Annotated in this window: 20 protein-coding genes; 17 read left to right on the top strand and 3 right to left on the bottom strand. The window is 47.4% G+C overall.

Annotation, left to right across the window (positions count from 1 at the left end; translation table 11 throughout):
• Nucleotides 1-204 precede the first annotated feature (204 nt).
• The 17 genes from ACGHCT_RS19055 (at nt 205) to ACGHCT_RS18975 (ending at nt 15,090) form a co-directional block, all read left to right on the top strand.
• On the top strand, nt 205-1,482 hold the full coding sequence (locus ACGHCT_RS19055) for an AI-2E family transporter (RefSeq protein ID WP_084067845.1): 1,278 nt from the start codon (nt 205-207) through the stop codon (nt 1,480-1,482).
• 2 nt (nt 1,483-1,484) lie between these two features.
• On the top strand, nt 1,485-1,763 hold the full coding sequence (locus ACGHCT_RS19050; protein ID WP_084067847.1) for a phosphatidylcholine/phosphatidylserine synthase: 279 nt from the start codon (nt 1,485-1,487) through the stop codon (nt 1,761-1,763).
• A gap of 77 nt (nt 1,764-1,840) precedes the next feature.
• Nucleotides 1,841-2,083, top strand: coding sequence for a hypothetical protein (locus ACGHCT_RS19045; RefSeq protein WP_084067848.1), 243 nt, complete (start codon nt 1,841-1,843; stop codon nt 2,081-2,083).
• A gap of 158 nt (nt 2,084-2,241) precedes the next feature.
• A complete protein-coding gene (locus ACGHCT_RS19040; RefSeq protein WP_158640998.1) occupies nt 2,242-2,415 on the top strand; it encodes a hypothetical protein in 174 nt (57 codons plus the stop codon).
• 167 nt (nt 2,416-2,582) lie between these two features.
• Nucleotides 2,583-3,572, top strand: coding sequence for a guanosine polyphosphate pyrophosphohydrolase (locus ACGHCT_RS19035; RefSeq protein ID WP_072851764.1), 990 nt, complete (start codon nt 2,583-2,585; stop codon nt 3,570-3,572).
• Between the two features lie 150 nt (nt 3,573-3,722).
• Nucleotides 3,723-4,304: a 50S ribosomal protein L25 gene (locus ACGHCT_RS19030; protein WP_072851517.1), complete on the top strand. Its 582-nt coding sequence runs from the start codon at nt 3,723-3,725 to the stop codon at nt 4,302-4,304.
• A gap of 106 nt (nt 4,305-4,410) precedes the next feature.
• Entirely contained in the window at nt 4,411-4,671 is a 261-nt protein-coding gene (locus ACGHCT_RS19025; RefSeq protein ID WP_072851520.1) for an HPr family phosphocarrier protein, read from the top strand.
• A gap of 349 nt (nt 4,672-5,020) precedes the next feature.
• Complete coding sequence (locus tag ACGHCT_RS19020; RefSeq protein WP_278320858.1) at nt 5,021-5,149, top strand: hypothetical protein; 129 nt, start codon at nt 5,021-5,023, stop codon at nt 5,147-5,149.
• A 33-nt stretch (nt 5,150-5,182) separates the two neighbouring features.
• Entirely contained in the window at nt 5,183-5,566 is a 384-nt protein-coding gene (locus ACGHCT_RS19015) for a hypothetical protein (protein WP_072851523.1), read from the top strand.
• A gap of 27 nt (nt 5,567-5,593) precedes the next feature.
• Nucleotides 5,594-6,823, top strand: a complete 1,230-nt coding sequence (locus ACGHCT_RS19010) for an ABC transporter substrate-binding protein (protein WP_242946760.1) — start codon at nt 5,594-5,596, stop codon at nt 6,821-6,823.
• Nucleotides 6,820-8,526, top strand: a complete 1,707-nt coding sequence (locus tag ACGHCT_RS19005) for a sensor histidine kinase (RefSeq protein ID WP_072851526.1) — start codon at nt 6,820-6,822, stop codon at nt 8,524-8,526. Before ACGHCT_RS19010 ends, ACGHCT_RS19005 begins: the two co-directional genes overlap by 4 nt.
• Nucleotides 8,507-10,033, top strand: a complete 1,527-nt coding sequence (locus tag ACGHCT_RS19000) for a response regulator (protein WP_072851529.1) — start codon at nt 8,507-8,509, stop codon at nt 10,031-10,033. The genes ACGHCT_RS19005 and ACGHCT_RS19000 overlap by 20 nt, the downstream gene beginning before the upstream one ends.
• Nucleotides 10,034-10,134: 101 nt before the next feature.
• Nucleotides 10,135-11,571 carry an MFS transporter gene (locus ACGHCT_RS18995; RefSeq protein WP_084067851.1) on the top strand — a complete coding sequence of 479 codons (1,437 nt, stop codon included), beginning with the start codon at nt 10,135-10,137 and terminating at the stop codon, nt 11,569-11,571.
• A gap of 226 nt (nt 11,572-11,797) precedes the next feature.
• Nucleotides 11,798-12,352, top strand: coding sequence for an RNA polymerase sigma factor (locus tag ACGHCT_RS18990; RefSeq protein WP_072851532.1), 555 nt, complete (start codon nt 11,798-11,800; stop codon nt 12,350-12,352).
• Nucleotides 12,342-13,094, top strand: a complete 753-nt coding sequence (locus ACGHCT_RS18985; RefSeq protein ID WP_072851535.1) for a hypothetical protein — start codon at nt 12,342-12,344, stop codon at nt 13,092-13,094. The genes ACGHCT_RS18990 and ACGHCT_RS18985 overlap by 11 nt, the downstream gene beginning before the upstream one ends.
• Entirely contained in the window at nt 13,085-13,960 is an 876-nt protein-coding gene (locus tag ACGHCT_RS18980; RefSeq protein WP_390440222.1) for an ABC transporter ATP-binding protein, read from the top strand. The genes ACGHCT_RS18985 and ACGHCT_RS18980 overlap by 10 nt, the downstream gene beginning before the upstream one ends.
• Entirely contained in the window at nt 13,957-15,090 is a 1,134-nt protein-coding gene (locus ACGHCT_RS18975) for a hypothetical protein (RefSeq protein ID WP_390437238.1), read from the top strand. The genes ACGHCT_RS18980 and ACGHCT_RS18975 overlap by 4 nt, the downstream gene beginning before the upstream one ends.
• Here the strand turns inward: ACGHCT_RS18975 and ACGHCT_RS18970 are convergent.
• The 3 genes from ACGHCT_RS18970 to ACGHCT_RS18960 are packed head-to-tail and all read right to left on the bottom strand — an operon-like array spanning nt 15,083 to nt 16,953.
• Entirely contained in the window at nt 15,083-15,337 is a 255-nt protein-coding gene (locus ACGHCT_RS18970) for a TfoX/Sxy family protein (RefSeq protein ID WP_072851543.1), read from the bottom strand. The two genes, ACGHCT_RS18975 and ACGHCT_RS18970, sit on opposite strands and share 8 nt — an antisense overlap.
• Before the next feature lie 15 nt (nt 15,338-15,352).
• On the bottom strand, nt 15,353-16,012 hold the full coding sequence (locus ACGHCT_RS18965) for a DUF2238 domain-containing protein (RefSeq protein WP_072851546.1): 660 nt from the start codon (nt 16,010-16,012) through the stop codon (nt 15,353-15,355).
• Nucleotides 16,013-16,026: 14 nt separating this feature from the next.
• On the bottom strand, nt 16,027-16,953 hold the full coding sequence (locus ACGHCT_RS18960) for a LysR substrate-binding domain-containing protein (protein ID WP_390437237.1): 927 nt from the start codon (nt 16,951-16,953) through the stop codon (nt 16,027-16,029).
• Nucleotides 16,954-16,958: the final 5 nt, after the last annotated feature.

The following is a 16,958-nucleotide window of genomic DNA, read 5'->3' as shown; positions in this document are numbered from 1 at the left end:
GGTTATGTTTGGCTGGGCGGGCGGATTCTGGTGCAATTACATAGGAATTTCAGCGGGATCGATCATAGCGTTTTTGTTTGATTTCTTTTGCTATTTTACCGGACTTACAAAAATGACCACACGCAAATTTACGACAATTATTGCATTAGGAAAACCGTGGTGCATTCTGGCGTATAGCCTGGTGTTTGCGGCGGCGGTTTCCTGATGGATAGGGGTGATGATGTGAAGAAGATTATGAACAGTTCATACTTAAAATGGGGGGTTACCGCTTTTGCAGTCATAGCGGGCAGCATTTGTTTTTTCTATCTGATTTTCCATGCTTCCACATTAGGTGCAGCTATGGGAAAGTTCCTCCGTTTGTTGATGCCGATTTTGTTTGGCTTTGGTATTGCGTATCTGCTGACCCCTGTATTGAATTTTACAGAACAGCGCATCCTATCACCTTTAGCAGACAAAATAAAAATAAGGGAATCATCGAAAAGAAATAGGATTGTTCGGGGCATTGGTATTATTTTGACCTGCTGTTTTGTAGTGGCTGTTGTATATCTGATTTTTGCAATGCTGATTTCCCAAATTGTTCCCAGTATCCGAAATATTGCGTCTAATGCAGATGCCTATATCGAGAATCTGGTGGAATGGGTGCAGAGCTTAATAAAAGAGAATCCATCATTCAGCGGCTATGCAAACGAGCTTTTTCAGGAGTGTTCGTCTGAATTGGAAAACTGGTTCAATGATACTGCGTTGGATAAAATCGGTGCGTTGATTAAAATGCTTTCCTTTGGCATTTTTAATACGATGAATGTGCTTTGGAAATTCATTGTCGGTTTTGTGATATCTATCTATGTCCTTGCCAGTAAAGAGCGCTTTGCAGGACAGGCAAAGAAAATTACATATGCGGTTTTTGAGAGAGATACAGCCAGTGCAGTCATTCGTAATTTCCGTTTTACGCATAAAACCTTTATTGGATTTATGAGCGGAAAAATATTGGATTCCTTTATCATAGGCGTTCTGTGCTTTGCAGGGACTTCAATCATAGGAACACCGTATGCGGCCCTGGTCAGCGTAGTAATCGGCGTTACTAACGTGATTCCTTTTTTTGGACCTTTTATCGGAGCGATACCCTGCGGCATTTTGGTTTTTGTGGTAGATCCGATGCACCCGTTGAATTGCCTGTATTTTGTGCTATTTATTTTTGTGCTACAGCAGTTTGACGGAAATATTTTAGGACCTAAGATATTGGGGGATTCTACGGGGCTTAGCGGATTTTGGGTAATTTTTGCCATTACTTTGTTTGGCGGATTACTTGGAGTGCCGGGTATGATTATAGGTGTACCGGTTTTTGCGGTTATTTATGCCGCTGTCAGAACGCTTGTGAATTCTGCTTTGGGAAATAAGAAGATGGCGCAGGAAACAGAAAAATATGTGCAGTTAGACTATGTGGGCAGTGATGGAGTTTACCATCAAAATATGGGCAGGAGGTAAGTATGGTGAAAATAAGAGAAAAGCTAAATGGATATTACAATTATACTGTCATTTTGACTTATTTGGGAATGTTGTTCGGCTTTACAGGAATTGTGTATGTAACAGAAGGGCAGTATAGCTTAGCATTTATTTGTCTGATGATTGCCGGAGTCTGCGATATGTTTGATGGTGCTGTTGCCGCGACAAGGCAAAGGGATATCAATGAAAAGTGGTATGGAATCCAGATTGATTCATTGAGTGATTTGGTCTGCTTCGGTATTCTCCCGGCTTTTATTACATAGGCAGAAGTGATTTTGCTTTTCTGTCAAGCTGCTTATATGTACTTTGCGACCTGATTCGCCTGGCGTATTTTAATGTTATGGAGGAAGAACGCCAGTCAAAAGAAAGTGGATGCCGTTCTGTCTATCAGGGGCTTCCTGTTACAGCGTCAGCATTATTGCTGCCAGTTTTCTATATAGTGAGCGAATTATTTTCATATGCGAAAACATTTATTATGCAGGCTGCGCTTACCATTATGGCGGTTGCCTTTGTTTCGATTGCTACAAAAACTGCTATCAATGAGCTCCCGGAGCGCTGTCTGTTCAGCTCATATGCCCCTTAGGGAGAACCCTATTTATACCGTCAGCTTGTAGAGTTCGTGAGTCCTGATCCAGAGGTTGCTGCACTTGTCCTGGGGAAAATGGGGCGGAAATCCTGTTGCTTTTTTGATCGGAGAGCAGGACACTGGAAAACTTCACGGATGCAAAGGGGATGATAAGAATGAACGCACCTGAAAAATATGGAAAAGGGTCTTTTATAGAAAGAGTAGCAGAAGGCATCTGTACTGGAAGTGTGGCAGCTTTGTGTATTAACTGGGGACTGGTTCTATTCGTGCTCTACATACTGTTTCTCATAGTGCTAAACTGTGTCCGTCTCTTTGACTGTAAGGAATAGACTGCTTCATCAAATAGGTGAAATTAGCCATTCCCTATAGAGTAATCTCAAAGAGGAATTGACAGTTTTATTACAAATGGTTATACTTAGTATAGTGCAAAGGGGCACAGCTTTTAGTATTAGGGAAGCTGTGCCCCTTTTTTGATCTACAGCAGAGGTGAATGGGAATGATTAAACTCAACGGTTACTTATATTCTGGCGATACGGTCATTAAAATACTCTATAAATACATGGAGGATCTGAAAAAATCTGCAAGGCAGTCGCATAATCCGGTTGACCTGATGCATTCTAACTTTCTGCTCCAGATGGCAAACCTTCTTGAGCACAATGATTTTCTGACCTCCCAATCGCAGCGCCTCAGGGAATTTTATAAGTTTATGGCGAATGAGTATCCCCATCTGGCTTTTGCGTTCAAAGGAAGGATAAAGTCTTTGATTCGGGCGGAGGCCAAGTTTAATGGCTATGTAGTGGAGTATATCTCAGACTACTATAATGAATATGGCACCTATCCTCCCCTTCCGGAGCTGAAGGATAAGCTTGGCTGTTTTCGGGACCTGATTGCTTACAGGATTGTGATCTCTATGCCGAAATGCCATCTGAAAGACGGCGCTGATATAGATAAGGAGGAAATCCGGTATTTGTATGAGGTTGCTAATGTGCTCCCTGAGTTTCTGGAAGAACGCGGCTTTACGGCAATCGTCTCCGGAAACCCGGCGGGCAGTGCGTTCTCATATCTGAAGGAATCCGTAAGCCCTTATTATAAAGACTATATTGCCAATCCAAGCATCTATGGATATCAGTCTCTGCATATCACGTTTTATGACAATTGCGCACGCTGCTATATTGAAGTCCAGCTGCGTACAAAGGGGATGGATGACTTTGCAGAAATAGGGCCGGCCAACCATCTGGGATATGAAAAACGCCAGCAGGATGAACGGGCAAGAAGGGATAAGATCCCTGTAGGGGAATGCCCCTACTTTGATGAGGCATACGAACGTGTTGTACAGCTGCAGCACCTGGAACTGTCCAGGATAGATGTCAATATGTTCTCGGCAGCGGATAACAGCTTGATCAATGACAGCTGCGGGCTGTACCGGGGCAGGCTGATCCTGCCCTATGAGCACCTGTCGAGATTCCAGAATGATCTGATTGACTAAAACAAGCAGGATGGTTTTCGTAAGTCAAAGGGCGGGCAAGACTCTGGGATCCTTTGTCTGCAGACCGGAAAAGCAGGATACTCCTGTTTTGCACAGGAACCTATTGTTATTAAGCTTACTTACATTTCACAATTCAAGGAGGCGTTGGATATGACTACATTACAAGCAGAAAAAAGAAATCCGGAGGTTAAAGCAAAACGGCTGAGGCGTGAAGGATACACCACAGGTATCTTGTCAGGCAGAGAGCTGAAGGAAACGGTTATGCTGCAGTATCCCCAAAAAGATGCCCTGCAGTTTATTAAGCAGAACAAAGAAGGCGCCCAGGTTACGTTAGCCTTAGAGGACGAGAAGATCAATGCCATTGTGAAAAACATTGACTATGACCCCACGAAAAAACAGATCATGGCCCTTGATCTTCAGGCACTGGTAGCAGGCGAGAAGGTTTCCACCGCAGTACAGATCAGACTTATAAATGAAGAAGCAGTACCGGGTTTTGTGAGCCAGGAACTGAATGAAGTGCACTATAAGGCAGACCCGGAACATCTGCTGGAGCCAGTTGAGATCGATCTTTCAAAACTTTCCCCGGAAACTAAAAATTATTATGTGAAAGACTTGGAACTGGAAGAGAAAGGGGTTGAACTGCTCACACCGGAATCTGCACAGATCTTCCATATAGGGGAGGTGATACCAGAAGAAGGGGAAGAGGAGAGCGCAGAAGAGGCAGATAAGTAATCATTTATCCAGGCAGAAATGGAAAAACTGTCTGGATATTTTTTGAAGTTGAAAAGCACAGCGGACTGAGGGAATGGCCATACAAAGGATGAGAGGAGCGATTGATATGATCACACTACATGTAGCACTCAAAGATCAAGACGAAGTGAGAGAGTTTGTGGGGAAGGCATCCATGCTCCCCTTTGATATGAACCTGGGACACGGGAATACACTGGTAGATGCCAAATCTATCATGGGGGTTTTGTATTTGGGGATGAACAGAATGTTAAAACTAGAGGCAAATACAGATGATGAGGACTATTTAAAAAATACGATGAAAAAGTTTATTGTCTCCTGTGAACGCCATGACATACAGAGAGTGTATTAATTCAGATTTTCATCTATAAAACTTGCCATATATCACTTTAATTGCATTCATATATCAACAAGCGAATAATAAACGGAAAATATTGACACCTAAAGACACAGCACGATGAAAGTGAGGAGCAATTATGGGATAAAGAACGGAAAACAACAATTTCCATGCACAGTGGGCTGCATGCCTGTTAGAGGGGATACAGGAAAACTGTTCTGAGGAGACGAGACAGGCCTGCTTGAAGAGCTGCGCCCAACTCCACTATAAAGTCAATCACATGGACCAACAGTTGGAACCGTACATAGGGAATATCGAAGGCTTTATAAGATTCCTTACGTAAACGCTGGGATGGGTGGTCGAAATGGACGATAAGAGGATACGGATTGATGAAAATAAAGAGTATTGTGTCTGTCCAATCGCAGAGGCCACAGAGGGCAACGTTCCTTCCGGGTTATGCGATTGCTCCGCCCATTATGCCAGCAAAGTATAAACACCATCTCATAGCTATCAGAAAGAGGATTATATGGATAAATTTCTATCATTTGATTTTATAGTGCTTTTACTCCTTGCATTTATTTTATTAGGGGTACATGAATTTGGGCACTGGTTAGCATACCGTGTGTGTGGATATGATGCAGTGCTCAGGAAATCAGTTTTTGTTCCTGGAATTGATCCGAAGAAAGATATCAAAGTCAGTAAAATACAGGGTTTATTTATTGCTTTGAACGGTTTTCTGTTTTCAGCATTTGTTGAGATAGCGCCTCTGATGTTTTTGGGATATAAACTATGGAAAGTGCTTTTGCTGGGTGGTATCGCTGGTGCAATTGTAGATTTTATTTGGGCAATAAGCATGTTGTTTCAGAAGGAAATTTATATTTACGCAGGAAAAAGTAAGGAAAGAGATTAACTTTGAAATAAGAATGGAGGCAGTCGGATGAGAAGCATCCTAAAACCAATCATGACAGGTCTGCTGGCAGCGGCCTGTATGCTGGCTTTTACAAACTGCCAGAGAGAAGAGGCAAAGAAGCAGCCCCAGCGGGAACAGCTTGTGCTTTGGCATTACTGGGATATACCTGAGAACCAGCGGCATCTGGAAGAACTGGTGCATGACTTCAATGTATCCCAGAAAGAGGCAGAGATAAAAGTCCGCTACATTCCCGATGAAGACTTTAAGAAGCAGCTGGCGCTGGCTATGGCCGAGGGGAATATGCCGGATATTGCTTTGGTGGACTCCTCAGATTTTCAGTTTCTCCATCATATGCAGCCTTTTGCGGAACTGACTGGGCAGATACCGGAGCTTGAGAATTACCTGCCCCAGGCTCTTTCGGCCTGCACCGTGGATGGGAAAATATACGGTCAGCCCTTTGGCGTAAACTGCACCGGGATGTTTTATAATAAGGAGCTTCTTGAAAAAACAGGCTGCCAGGTTCCCACGGACTGGGAGGAATTCCGCGAAACAGCCAAAAAGACCAGCAGCGAAGGGGTGAGCGGATTTGCCATCACGGCATTGCCCACGGAGGAAAGTATGTATGAGTTCCTACCCCTTCTGTGGTCTATGGGAGGCGATGTGCACAGCATCAACAGTGAGGCAAGTGCGGGCGCATTTTCTTTTTTAGATGGCATGGAACAGGAAGGAAGCCTGAGCAAGCAGAGCATCTCCCTGACTATGGGGGATCTGACGAACCAGTTTATCCAGGGAAAGATTGCCATGATGTTCAACTCATCCATGGCTATTGACAGTATTGAGGAGGAAGCGCCGGGGATGGAGTTCGGGGTTGCGCCAATACCCTGCGGGGAGACTTCGGTGACAGTTGCCGGAGGGGAGATCCTTGCCGTGGCAGACAACACCCACAAAGAAGCTGCCACAGCGTTCCTTCAATATCTATCAGAACCCAAGCGGATGCAGTCTTATATCGATGATTTCGGTTTTTTGGCGCCCAGGCAGGATATCATGGAACAGCAGTTTCCAGAGGAACCGCTTAAGCAGGCTTTTATCGGCATGTACCAGGATGCCAGGCTCAGGGAGACCAGTACCGTATGGCCCCGGATATCCCTGACCCTGGCAGATACCCTGGGGCAGGTGCTCCTTGAGGATGGCAGGACACAGGAGATACTGGAGAAAACAGCCGGAAAGCTGGCAGAGATCCGGGAGGAGGCCCCATGAAGGAGAAGAGGAAGAATCTGAGGCAGAAGCTGATTCCCGCCTTTATCGCCGCCGCCTGCATCCCCATTGCAATCTTTGCCCTGATTTCCCAGACAAGGCTTAGACATAGCACCATGGAGAACCTGGATATGCGGGCAAAGGCAGATTTGCAGAAGGCAGACCAGAGCCTGAATATGACACTGGATAAGTATGAAACCTTACTGTATGACATCACGACAGATGAGGACTTCTTAAATCTTGCACTGACAGCGGAATCCGAACATGATGTGATGGAGGCGGATGCCTATGCGCTGCGGAGGGAATTTTCCCATATCTGTAACAGAAATGAAGGGGCAGAGGGTATCCAGCTTGTGCTGAAGGATGGAAGAAGGATTTTTTATGACAGGCTGTCTTCTTCTTCTGTGAACAGTACATGGATCACTGATATTCAGGCACCGGATGCAGAAGGGCTTTTGTCCTATTTTGCTGACAGGGAACAGCCGCGTAATACTGGGCAGAAACAGATGTTTCACATCGCCCGCAGGATTGTGGACTATTGGGACATCCATAAAGAACTGGGATATGTTATCCTCTCCATCAGTATGGACACCCTTGCTTCGGCTATGGAGACCGGAAGTGAATCGGAGATTTATATTGCAGAAGACGGAATCATTATAGAAGGCGGGGCGGAAGATGCCCGGGGGCAGAAGACCGCGTTTTTAGAGAAGAAAGGCAGCAGTATCCAGACCATAGAGAATAAGAGGAGCGGGTGGACCATTCTGCTTTGCCAGCCCATGAAGCCATACCAGAGGGCAATCGGGGAACAGTTTATCTTCTGGGTCCTTGTGGCGGCCGCCATGCTCCTGGTTCTTGTCATCCTGCTGTACCGGGTGACACGCCCTGTGATGGCATCTGTAAATGGAATCGTAGATGCTATGGACAATCTGGAAAAGGAAAAGTTCTGCTTAAGCCTTCCGGTGAATGAAAACGACAGCAGTGAGCTCCAGCGGATCTCGGAGGGCTTCAATGAGATGGCGGAGCGCACCAGACTGTCTGTGGAGAAGGTAAAGGCTTCCGCCATTGAGCAGAAAAATGCAGAGATATCTGCCCTGGAGGCACAGATAGACCCCCATTTTCTCTATAATATACTGGATACCATCAATTGGAAGGCCATAGAGAATGAACAGTATGAGATCAGCAGTATGCTTGTAGCCCTGGCGGGAATCCTGCGATATGCCATCAATGACGCCGGGGAGCTTACAACGGTTGGCGCCGAATGTGCCTGGCTTGAAAAATATATCCTTCTGCATCAGGCAAAACTGGGGGAAGAGATAGAGCTGGAATTCCAGGCGGAGGAAGCGCTTATGCCCTGCCAGATCCACAAAATGCTGATGCAGCCCTTTGTAGAGAATGCAGTAAAATATGGCTTCCGCGGGAGTAAGGAGCCCCACAAACTGGAAATCCGGATGGAACGGGCAGGGGAACAGCTCCATATCCGGATCCGAAACAATGGGAATCCCATACAGCCGGAGATACTGGAGGAATTAAACGCGGGGACAGAGAGAAAGAATCATCTCGGTATCTCTAATGTGAGAAAGCGCCTGAAACTCTACTATGGGCAAGCGGCGGCTGTCTATTTTGAGAGTGCACAGAATACAGGAACAGCGGTACATCTGTTTGTGCCGCTGCAGGGAGGAAACGAAGATGCGGATCGCAGTAATTGAAGATGAAAAACCAATCCGTGAAGGACTTGTACGCGTCCTGCATAAGATAAACCCGGACTATCATGTAGTGGACAGCGCGGAAAACGGGATGGACGGGCTGAAACTGCTGGAGCGGGAGCGCCCGGACCTGATTTTTTTGGATATCCGGATGCCGGACATGGACGGCCTTTCGATGCTGAAGGAAGCCAGGGAGCAAGGCATTGAAGTGAAAGTGGTGATCCTGACAGCCTATTCGGATTTTAAATATGCAAAGGAAGCAATCTCCCTGGGGATTGAGAACTATCTGCTGAAGCCGGTAGACCTTCAGGAGCTGCGCAAGACCATGGAGAAAATCGAGAGTGAGCTGATGGTGGAGGCGCGGGGACGTCAGGCGCTTTCCCTGGAACAGCTGCTTACCGAGACCCTTGAGGGGCGGCTTACCCTGGATGCCGGCCTTGAGGCTGCTCTCTCACAGAATTATGGGATCACGATGACGGACCACATGTACTGCCTCTATATATTGTTAGGGAAACATTATGAGACAGATAAAGGCGGGGTGGAAGAATTCTTCCGGGAATTCTCTTCCCACAGGCAGGAAACAGAGCTGTGTATGACAGCGCGGGACAGCCGGAAAGCCTTTTTTATCTGTTTTTATCATATATCTGACAGCAAAAAGTTTATAAGGTATATAAAGCGCTCCGTGATACCCGCCCTTTCCGCCAGGATAAGGAACCATGGTGTTTTTACGTGGAAGGTGTGCGGCAGCTTCTCTGGCCTTGCCGGGGCAGAAGAGGAACTGGTGGATGCAGGCGGATGGAACCTGATTCTGGGCGACGGGGTTTTGATCGAGTGTGATAAGATAAGCGCTGTGAGGGTCTGCCCGTCTGCCTATCCAACGGAACTGGAGAATAGAGCCAGGCATGCGGTCATGCGCCTGGATTCCCAAGAGTTTATCCGCTGCTTTCAGCAGTTCATGGAATCCTGCCTGTTAGAAGTCCACCGTCCCCAGGATATCCGGGAGGTCTGCCTCAGATTTGCTTATGCAGTCATCAATACTGCAAAGGAATGCGGTACCCTGAAGGATGAGGAGCTGATGGTGCAGAATGTAATGCGGACCATACTGGAATCAGTGCGCTGGGATGATATCATGGATGTGCTGCTGGAACTGTTCTCCATGATCCGGCCGGAGCAAAAAGAACAGTCTTCCTCAGAACTGCTGGTACAGCGGGCGCTTTCCCTGATCCGGGAATCTTACAGCCAGGGGATTAATTTAGAGGAGACAGCCAGGAGGCTCCGTGTCTCAGAGGAGTATCTGGGAAAACTGCTGAAAAAGGAAACCGGGCAGTCCTTTACGGAGATCATCCGGAAGCTGAGAATAGACAGAGCCAAACGCCTTCTGCTGGACACGGACCTGAAATTGAACCAGATAGCGGCCCTGACCGGTTTTTCGGACCCTAAATATATGAGCAAGGTTTTCCGGGCGGAAGTGGGCATGCTTCCCAATGAATACAGGAGGATGAATACATAACAGTTCGGATTTTTCCTCCTTTAGCGGAATATTTCTCCTCCTTTTCCGCATGGGTTCTGCTATAGTAATCGCAGAAATGAAAGAACGAGGAGGATGTAGGAATGGAAGCTGTTGAAAATATTTCCGTAGGCCTGAATACCGGAGCATCGGAAAGGATATCAGCGAAAAAGGAAAGGACAGGCAGCCGGGTGTCCGTGAGAGAAAAAGTCTGCTATGGCGTAGGTGATATCGGGGCGAACCTTGTGTGGACCACAGTAGCATCCTTTTTGACGATTTACTGCACGGATGTGGCAGGCATCGCAGCAGGGGTAGTGGGGACACTGATGCTGATCGCCCGGCTGTTTGACGGGGTATCAGACCTTTTCATGGGGATCATCATTGATAAGACGAATACCAGATGGGGAAAAGCCCGCCCCTGGGTGCTGTGGAGCGCGCCGCCGCTGGTCATCAGCCTGGTGATGATTTTCACGGTCCCAAAGCTGAGTGCAGACGGCAAGGCGCTGTATCTCTTGCTGGTATATATCTTTTTGGCGGCAGTCTGCTTCACTGCGTCCAACCTGTCTTATAATACCATGCTGTCACTGGTGACCACGGAGCAGCATGACAGAAATGTCATGAACACGTTCCGTTTTGAGTTTACGATGATTGCACAGCTTGTCATCAACGTCATCACAATCCCGCTGGTACACAAGCTGGGAAACGGACAAAAAGGCTGGACGTATATGAGTGTGATCTATGCAGTTGTGGCAATGGCTATGTTCGCTGTCACATTTCTGGGTACAAAGGAGCGGTACAAACCGGTGAAACCAGCCGCTTCCCAAAAAGAAAAGAAACATCCCGTGAAAACGGTGAAGACACTCTGCAAAAACAAATATTTTATTCTGATCACCTTGGCGTTTGCGGTGATCTATACCTCACTGGGGCTGACTGGCGGAGCAAGGATTTATTATGCAAAATATGTTCTGGGCGATGAGATGCTCAACAGTACCATGACTTTATTCAACTATATACCGACAATCCTGACCATTATGCTGATCCCTCTGTTTACGAAGAGGTTTGGTAAGATCAAAGCCTTGTTTATTGGGTTTAGTTTCTACGCAGTTGGACTTATTCTGGAAATCGCCGGCCCGGTGAACCTGCCTATGATCTACAGCGGGCTTGTCCTTCAGGGGATTGGACATGCGGCACTTTATTCCTGTTTGTTCGCTATTGTAGGGGATGTGGTAGACTACAGTGAGTGGAAAGACGGAATCCGTGAGGAAGGGCTTACCTACAGCGTCACCAGCTTTGGACAGAAAATCGGCACAGGGCTTGGTACCGCGGCTTTAGGATGGATACTGGCAGCGGGAAATTATGACGGGATGGCGGCAGTCCAGCCGGATTCTGCAATCTTTGCCATCAAAGCGCTGTTTTTGTATCTGCCGCTGGTGATTACAGGGATTGTCCTGGTCATCTGGTATCTTTTCATGGGAATTGATAAGATCTATCCCACAATTCGGAAGGAGCTGGACGAACGCAGGATGCAGGCGGCTGAATGAACTGTCATGTAAAGGATGAGGGGAGCGATTGCCAGATTACATTGAATGCATCCGTAGTCCCCCTGTAAAAACTCTCAGAGACATGAACTTTCTGGGAGTTTTTTTGCGGATGTATGTAAATTTTATATAGGCAACTATATAATTATGGGCATAGAAGGTGAATTATATAAAACCTTTTTGATATTATGGCAGTTATATAGTTAAAGGGAATAAGGAGGAATGTTTTATGGATGACGGCCAGATGATTGAGCAGATCCGGCAGGGCAGAAAGGAATACCTGAATACCATTGCTGAAAAGTACTACGATGACATATACCGCTTCTGCTGCTATCAGACCGGCAGCCCGGATCAGTCTTATGATCTTGCCCAGGAGACCTTCCTCCGATTCATACGGTATGTGGATCATTACCGCCACAAGAATCTGAAGGGGTATCTTCTTGCCATTGCCATGAATGTATGCCGGGACTATTTTCACTGTGAGAAAAAGAGGAGGACAGTGCCTTGGGATTCGCCTCTGAATCCGGAGGGAGAGTCTGTAGGCGGAGACGCTGCCAGTGAGAAGGTCTTGGAGGCTGAGCGGATAGAGAAGGTGCGGGAGGCGTTGCTTTGCCTGCCTCCTATGCAGCGGGAGGTAATTGTTCTGCACTGCTGCAGCGGTCTTACCTACAGGGAAATCGGAGCGGTCACAGGGGCAGGGATCTCCACCGTAAAATCCCGGATGAAACAGGGAACAGAGAAACTGAAAAGAATGCTGAGAAAGGAGGACTTTTATGGGGAATGACAAAATCAAGCTTCCGGAACTTTCGGTGGATCCCATAAAGAAAAAGGAGTCCCTTTACAAAATACAGGAGGCTGCCGCCCAAAAGAGACTGGTATACTGTCCCTCCTGGCTGGAGATATTGAAAAGCCAGCTGGCCTACATTTCCAGGGGGTATTGGATTGGCCAGGGGGCCTTTGCTGGAGTAGGGATACTCGTATTTCTGCTGTTGGGAAACCTTTCCCGGGAGGATGTCCCCTACCTGTTCTACGCTTCCGTTCTGGCAGCAAGCATCGGAATAGTGACTGTGATGGAACTTGGCAGAAGCCAGTCCTGTCAGATGGGAGAGCTGGAGGAGAGCTGCTATTTTAATCTGGGACAGCTCTGGGGAATTAAAATGGTACTCTCGGGGAGTATAAACGTTGCTATTCTTACAGGGGTGATAGGCGGGCTTTCCAGAAAAACAGATTTTGGAATTTTGGCCCTTTGTCTGTATATTCTTGTTCCCTTTGTGCTTTCCCACGGGTGCTACCTGCTTCTGTTGTTCTGGGGCAGAAACATGGGGAAGAAGTGGCCTCAGATCACGGCTGCAGTCTTTATGGGCCTGGCAGCCATGATACCCGGGGCATTTCCAGGTGTGTACCGGCAAATCTATCTGCCGGTATGGGGGGGAGTGTTCCTGATAGGAGTGGTTCTTCTGGCACTGGAGCTGCATTCTCTGTTTAAGAAACTGTCTGTGGGAGGAGAGAAAATATGCTGGAGTTAAAGTTGGATCGGATCACGAAACAGTATAAGGAGAAAATAGCGGTAGATCACATTAGTGTCTCGTTTGTAAACGGGGTATATGGTCTGCTGGGGGAAAACGGTGCGGGAAAAACCACCCTGCTGCGAATGATATGCAATCTTCTCCCTCCAGGGGAGGGAGAGATTGTCTGCAGCGGGATTCCTATACGGAATATGGGGAGGGAATACAGACGTCTTTTGGGATATCTGCCGCAGGAATTCGGGTATTACCCGGAGTTTACCGCCTGGCGGTATCTGATGTACCTTGCGTCACTGAAAGCTCTGCCCAAGGAGCTGGCCCGGGAGAGGTGCCGGGAACTCTTAAAGCTGGTAGGGCTGGAAGGTGAGGAAAGGCAGAAGATAAAAACCTTTTCCGGGGGAATGGTGAGAAGGCTGGGGATTGCCCAGGCGCTGCTCAACGATCCCGAGATTCTGATCCTGGATGAGCCTACCTCCGGTCTGGATCCCAGAGAGCGCATCCGTTTCCGAAATATTATCAGCTCCCTGGGTAAAAACCGGATTGTAATTCTGTCTACCCACATTGTGGCAGATGTGGCCTATATCGCAGACGAAATTCTCCTTATGAAAAAAGGTAAGATCATAGGGAGCGGCACTCCGGAAGAGCTGGTAAAGAGGATGAATGGCTGTGTATGGGAATGTCTGATACCCGGGGACAAAGTGGGGGATTATACAGAAAAGTATCCGGTAAGTAATCTTAAAAATGTGGATAACCAGGTAAGACTCCGCATGCTTTCGGTGGATAAGCCCTGTGCAAATGCAGTGCCGGCGGAACCGGGCCTGGAAGATGTCTATCTGTATTTTACAGAGGAGGAAAGGGGGAGCGTATGAAGATACTGCAGACAGAAATTTATAAGATTTGTACCAGGAAAATATTGTATCTGGGACTCTTTGCAGGGCTTCTGTTTTTGGGGTTTTATTTTTGGACGGGTGTTCTGGGGGGAGAGTATGTATATGAGGACGGCATCTGTTACCGGAGGATGGAGGCCATTGAAAAGAATCTGGAGACAGCCAAAAACTATGAAGGTCCCCTAACCCGCCAAAAGGCTGAGAACATTATTGCCGCATTTGGGTGGACAGAATATGCAGACAGCCTGCAGACAGATCCGAAGACAGGAGATACCAAAAAGGGATATTACGAGAATGCCTGCAACCGGTTTGTGACAGAGTACCTTTCTACCCGAAGATGGGGAGCAGAATTCCCTGCGCTGGTGAGGGCACAGGATGTTCCGGAAATCAGTGCGCTGATGGATGGGGGATTGGAGTATGCATACGGGGATGTGTGGGGAAGTGACTTTCTGGAAATGCATATGATGGCCAGACTGATTCTGGCTGTGCTGACGGTGATTGCGGCAGCACCCGTATTTTCAGAGGAGTATGCCCTTGGGACGGTAAATGTGCTGATGACAACTGCGTATGGGAGAGGGAAAAATGCCGTCTGTAAGGCGGGGGCGGTGCTGGGACTTACGGGTATTCTTTATCTGGCGGTGTCCGGGGCGCTTTTCGCCGTTTTCGCAGGGGTTTACGGCACAGAGGGATTAAGGGCAAGCGGAGAGCTGGTTTTCCCTGATTTATATTATATGGGAGCCTCCAGGGGAGCGGCGGGGGGACTGCTTTTGAGATACTTTCTGGCAGGGTTTCTGGCCAACATGGGGACCGGAGGGATTACACTTTTTATCTCGTCCCGGTGCCGGCAGACTTTTCAATCCCTCCTGTGGTCCCTGTTCTTTTATGTGCTTCCCCTGATAATGTACAGTATAATATTTACTATGCTGGGTCCCTCCAGAATCGTAATCCTCTTCCGGGGAATCATTGGCTCCCTAACCCTTTTTATGCCCATGGCAGAACTGTCCAGCGCATCAGCTGTGTTCCGGTGGAGTGAATACGGAATTGTAGCTATTGTAACCATATTCTGTGTGGTGAAAGGGTGCAGGCGCTACAGCAGATATCAGATCACTTGAATTGCCGGTAGAATTCTGATAACTCTGCTTTTGTGTCCGGCGGAAGCTGGCTTTTCTTAATCCCCAGGACTGCACCTTCCAGTGCGTAAAGTCTGTGGATACAGGCAGAAGCGTCGATGGCCTTAATCTTCAGCCATGCCTGCCGGCTGCCGGTTTCTCTCAGCTGCTCCGGTGTGGTAATGCCCACTTCTTCCAGCTGTGCCTCGACGGCCGGGCCGATGTTGGGAAGTTTAGATAGTTCACCCATAATAATTCTCCTTTCTTAACGGGCTGTTAAATTTATATCGCAGAAGCTCTGCAGGATCCTTGAGAAGAAATTTTCCCTGCCCTTAGCCAGAAAGCGCCAGAGGCTGAAGGCAACGGCAAGGGAGCCGAGCAGGCAGGCGATGATATCCTGCATGGTATCATTTACCCCGGTGGTAAATACATTCTGGGGGTCATTGTGCAGAATAAAGTTAATAACGTATTCAAAAATTTCCCAGAAGCAGGCTACAGCCAGAGAGAAACAGAGGGAAAAGAGACTGGTGAGGGGGGCATCCTCTCTCTCCAGCTTTTTTCTTGGCTTAAAGATGTAGAAAATACAGCACCCGATAAGAGTAAAAACAATACCCGATAAAAAATGTACAAACTTGTCATAGCCGGGTACCAGGTGGTAGCCGTTTAAAATCATGCCGATGCCAAATGCAAGTGTAGAGAAGGCGTAGATGGCAAAGTGTATAATATAGGCCGGGCGAAGGCGAAATACCTTGTTAAATATAAAAGGTATGAAGGCAAAGGCGCAGAAGGAAAAGGCCAGCATTACGTAATAGGACGTAGAATTTATTATATTATAGATTCCTGTCAGGATACCGGCCAGGATAATGGCGGCACCATAATAGCTGCAGATTTTTTTATAGCGTTCATTTAGATCAATGGTATTCATTTATAACCTCCAATTTATGCAGATGCTGTGAGACGTCCGGCCGGAATGTCGGCCAGGACCTCGTGTTCCCCGTAACTGGTCACCAGATCCTGAAGGTGCCGGATGGAAGGGGTCAGGAATTTGTCTTTGTGGTATACAAAGCTGAAAGACCGGTTCCAGTCCTGGCGGGCATTGACAAATATGTATACCTTATTTTCCCGAAGCTCCGACTCCAGCAGACGGGGTGAGATTACGGTAAGACAATTGTTAATTAAAACCGCTTTTCGGATGGAATCCGGAGAGTGCTCCTCAAAGACAGTATGGATCTTTATCTTATGTTTTTCAAGATATTTTTCGAAAAGCTCTCTGGTTCCGCTTCCCGGCTCCCGCATAACGAATTCTTGTCCCTCCAGCTCGTGAATCGACACGGAGGCCCTGCCAGCAAAGGGATGCTCATTGCTGCATGCCAGGACCAGACGGTCTTTGATAAGAGGAACAGACACCAGATCATGGTGCTTTACCTGCCCTTCCACAATGGCTACATCCAGCTCCATATTCAGTAATTTCTGTTCAATGTCCTGCGTATTATCTACACAGGCAAAAATATTTATTTCCGGATGATCTTCCCGAAAGTCTTTTACAAGAGGGGACAGGATACTGCCCCCAACGGTGAGGGTGGCTCCGATCCTGAGTTTTTCTTTCAGATTATTCGGCACCATATTATCTTCCATCAGGTCAAACTGAGAGACGACTTGTTTGGCATATCCGTAGAGAAGTTTTCCTGCCTCTGTAATATACAGCCGTTTCGACAGCCGCTCAAACAGTAGGGTGGTGTAGTGCTCTTCCAGTTCGCGGATAGCCTGGCTGACAGAGGGCTGGGTGATATAAAGCGCCTCTGCCGCTGCGCTCATCTTTCCTTTTTCTGCCACTTCTATAAATACTTTCAGATGTCTGATTGTCATAAATG

This window comes from Lactonifactor longoviformis (genome assembly GCF_042848515.1).
Lineage (GTDB): Bacteria > Bacillota > Clostridia > Lachnospirales > Lachnospiraceae > Lactonifactor > Lactonifactor longoviformis.
The sequence above is the reverse complement of the archived record's forward strand: the minus strand, read 5'-3'. Positions and strand labels throughout refer to the sequence as shown.

Coding starts and splice junctions, on each gene's coding strand:
- ACGHCT_RS19040 (WP_158640998.1), top strand. CDS start 2,242: ATGAACGCACCTGAAAAATATGGAAAAGGGTCTTTTATAGAAAGAGTA.
- ACGHCT_RS18995 (WP_084067851.1), top strand. CDS start 10,135: ATGGAAGCTGTTGAAAATATTTCCGTAGGCCTGAATACCGGAGCATCG.
- ACGHCT_RS19010 (WP_242946760.1), top strand. CDS start 5,594: ATGAGAAGCATCCTAAAACCAATCATGACAGGTCTGCTGGCAGCGGCC.
- ACGHCT_RS18965 (WP_072851546.1), bottom strand. CDS start 16,012: ATGAATACCATTGATCTAAATGAACGCTATAAAAAAATCTGCAGCTAT.
- ACGHCT_RS18990 (WP_072851532.1), top strand. CDS start 11,798: ATGGATGACGGCCAGATGATTGAGCAGATCCGGCAGGGCAGAAAGGAA.
- ACGHCT_RS19035 (WP_072851764.1), top strand. CDS start 2,583: ATGATTAAACTCAACGGTTACTTATATTCTGGCGATACGGTCATTAAA.
- ACGHCT_RS18985 (WP_072851535.1), top strand. CDS start 12,342: ATGGGGAATGACAAAATCAAGCTTCCGGAACTTTCGGTGGATCCCATA.
- ACGHCT_RS19055 (WP_084067845.1), top strand. CDS start 205: ATGGATAGGGGTGATGATGTGAAGAAGATTATGAACAGTTCATACTTA.
- ACGHCT_RS19025 (WP_072851520.1), top strand. CDS start 4,411: ATGATCACACTACATGTAGCACTCAAAGATCAAGACGAAGTGAGAGAG.
- ACGHCT_RS19020 (WP_278320858.1), top strand. CDS start 5,021: ATGGACGATAAGAGGATACGGATTGATGAAAATAAAGAGTATTGTGTC.
- ACGHCT_RS19005 (WP_072851526.1), top strand. CDS start 6,820: ATGAAGGAGAAGAGGAAGAATCTGAGGCAGAAGCTGATTCCCGCCTTT.
- ACGHCT_RS18975 (WP_390437238.1), top strand. CDS start 13,957: ATGAAGATACTGCAGACAGAAATTTATAAGATTTGTACCAGGAAAATA.
- ACGHCT_RS19030 (WP_072851517.1), top strand. CDS start 3,723: ATGACTACATTACAAGCAGAAAAAAGAAATCCGGAGGTTAAAGCAAAA.
- ACGHCT_RS19050 (WP_084067847.1), top strand. CDS start 1,485: ATGGTGAAAATAAGAGAAAAGCTAAATGGATATTACAATTATACTGTC.
- ACGHCT_RS19045 (WP_084067848.1), top strand. CDS start 1,841: ATGGAGGAAGAACGCCAGTCAAAAGAAAGTGGATGCCGTTCTGTCTAT.
- ACGHCT_RS18970 (WP_072851543.1), bottom strand. CDS start 15,337: ATGGGTGAACTATCTAAACTTCCCAACATCGGCCCGGCCGTCGAGGCA.
- ACGHCT_RS18960 (WP_390437237.1), bottom strand. CDS start 16,953: ATGACAATCAGACATCTGAAAGTATTTATAGAAGTGGCAGAAAAAGGA.
- ACGHCT_RS19000 (WP_072851529.1), top strand. CDS start 8,507: ATGCGGATCGCAGTAATTGAAGATGAAAAACCAATCCGTGAAGGACTT.
- ACGHCT_RS19015 (WP_072851523.1), top strand. CDS start 5,183: ATGGATAAATTTCTATCATTTGATTTTATAGTGCTTTTACTCCTTGCA.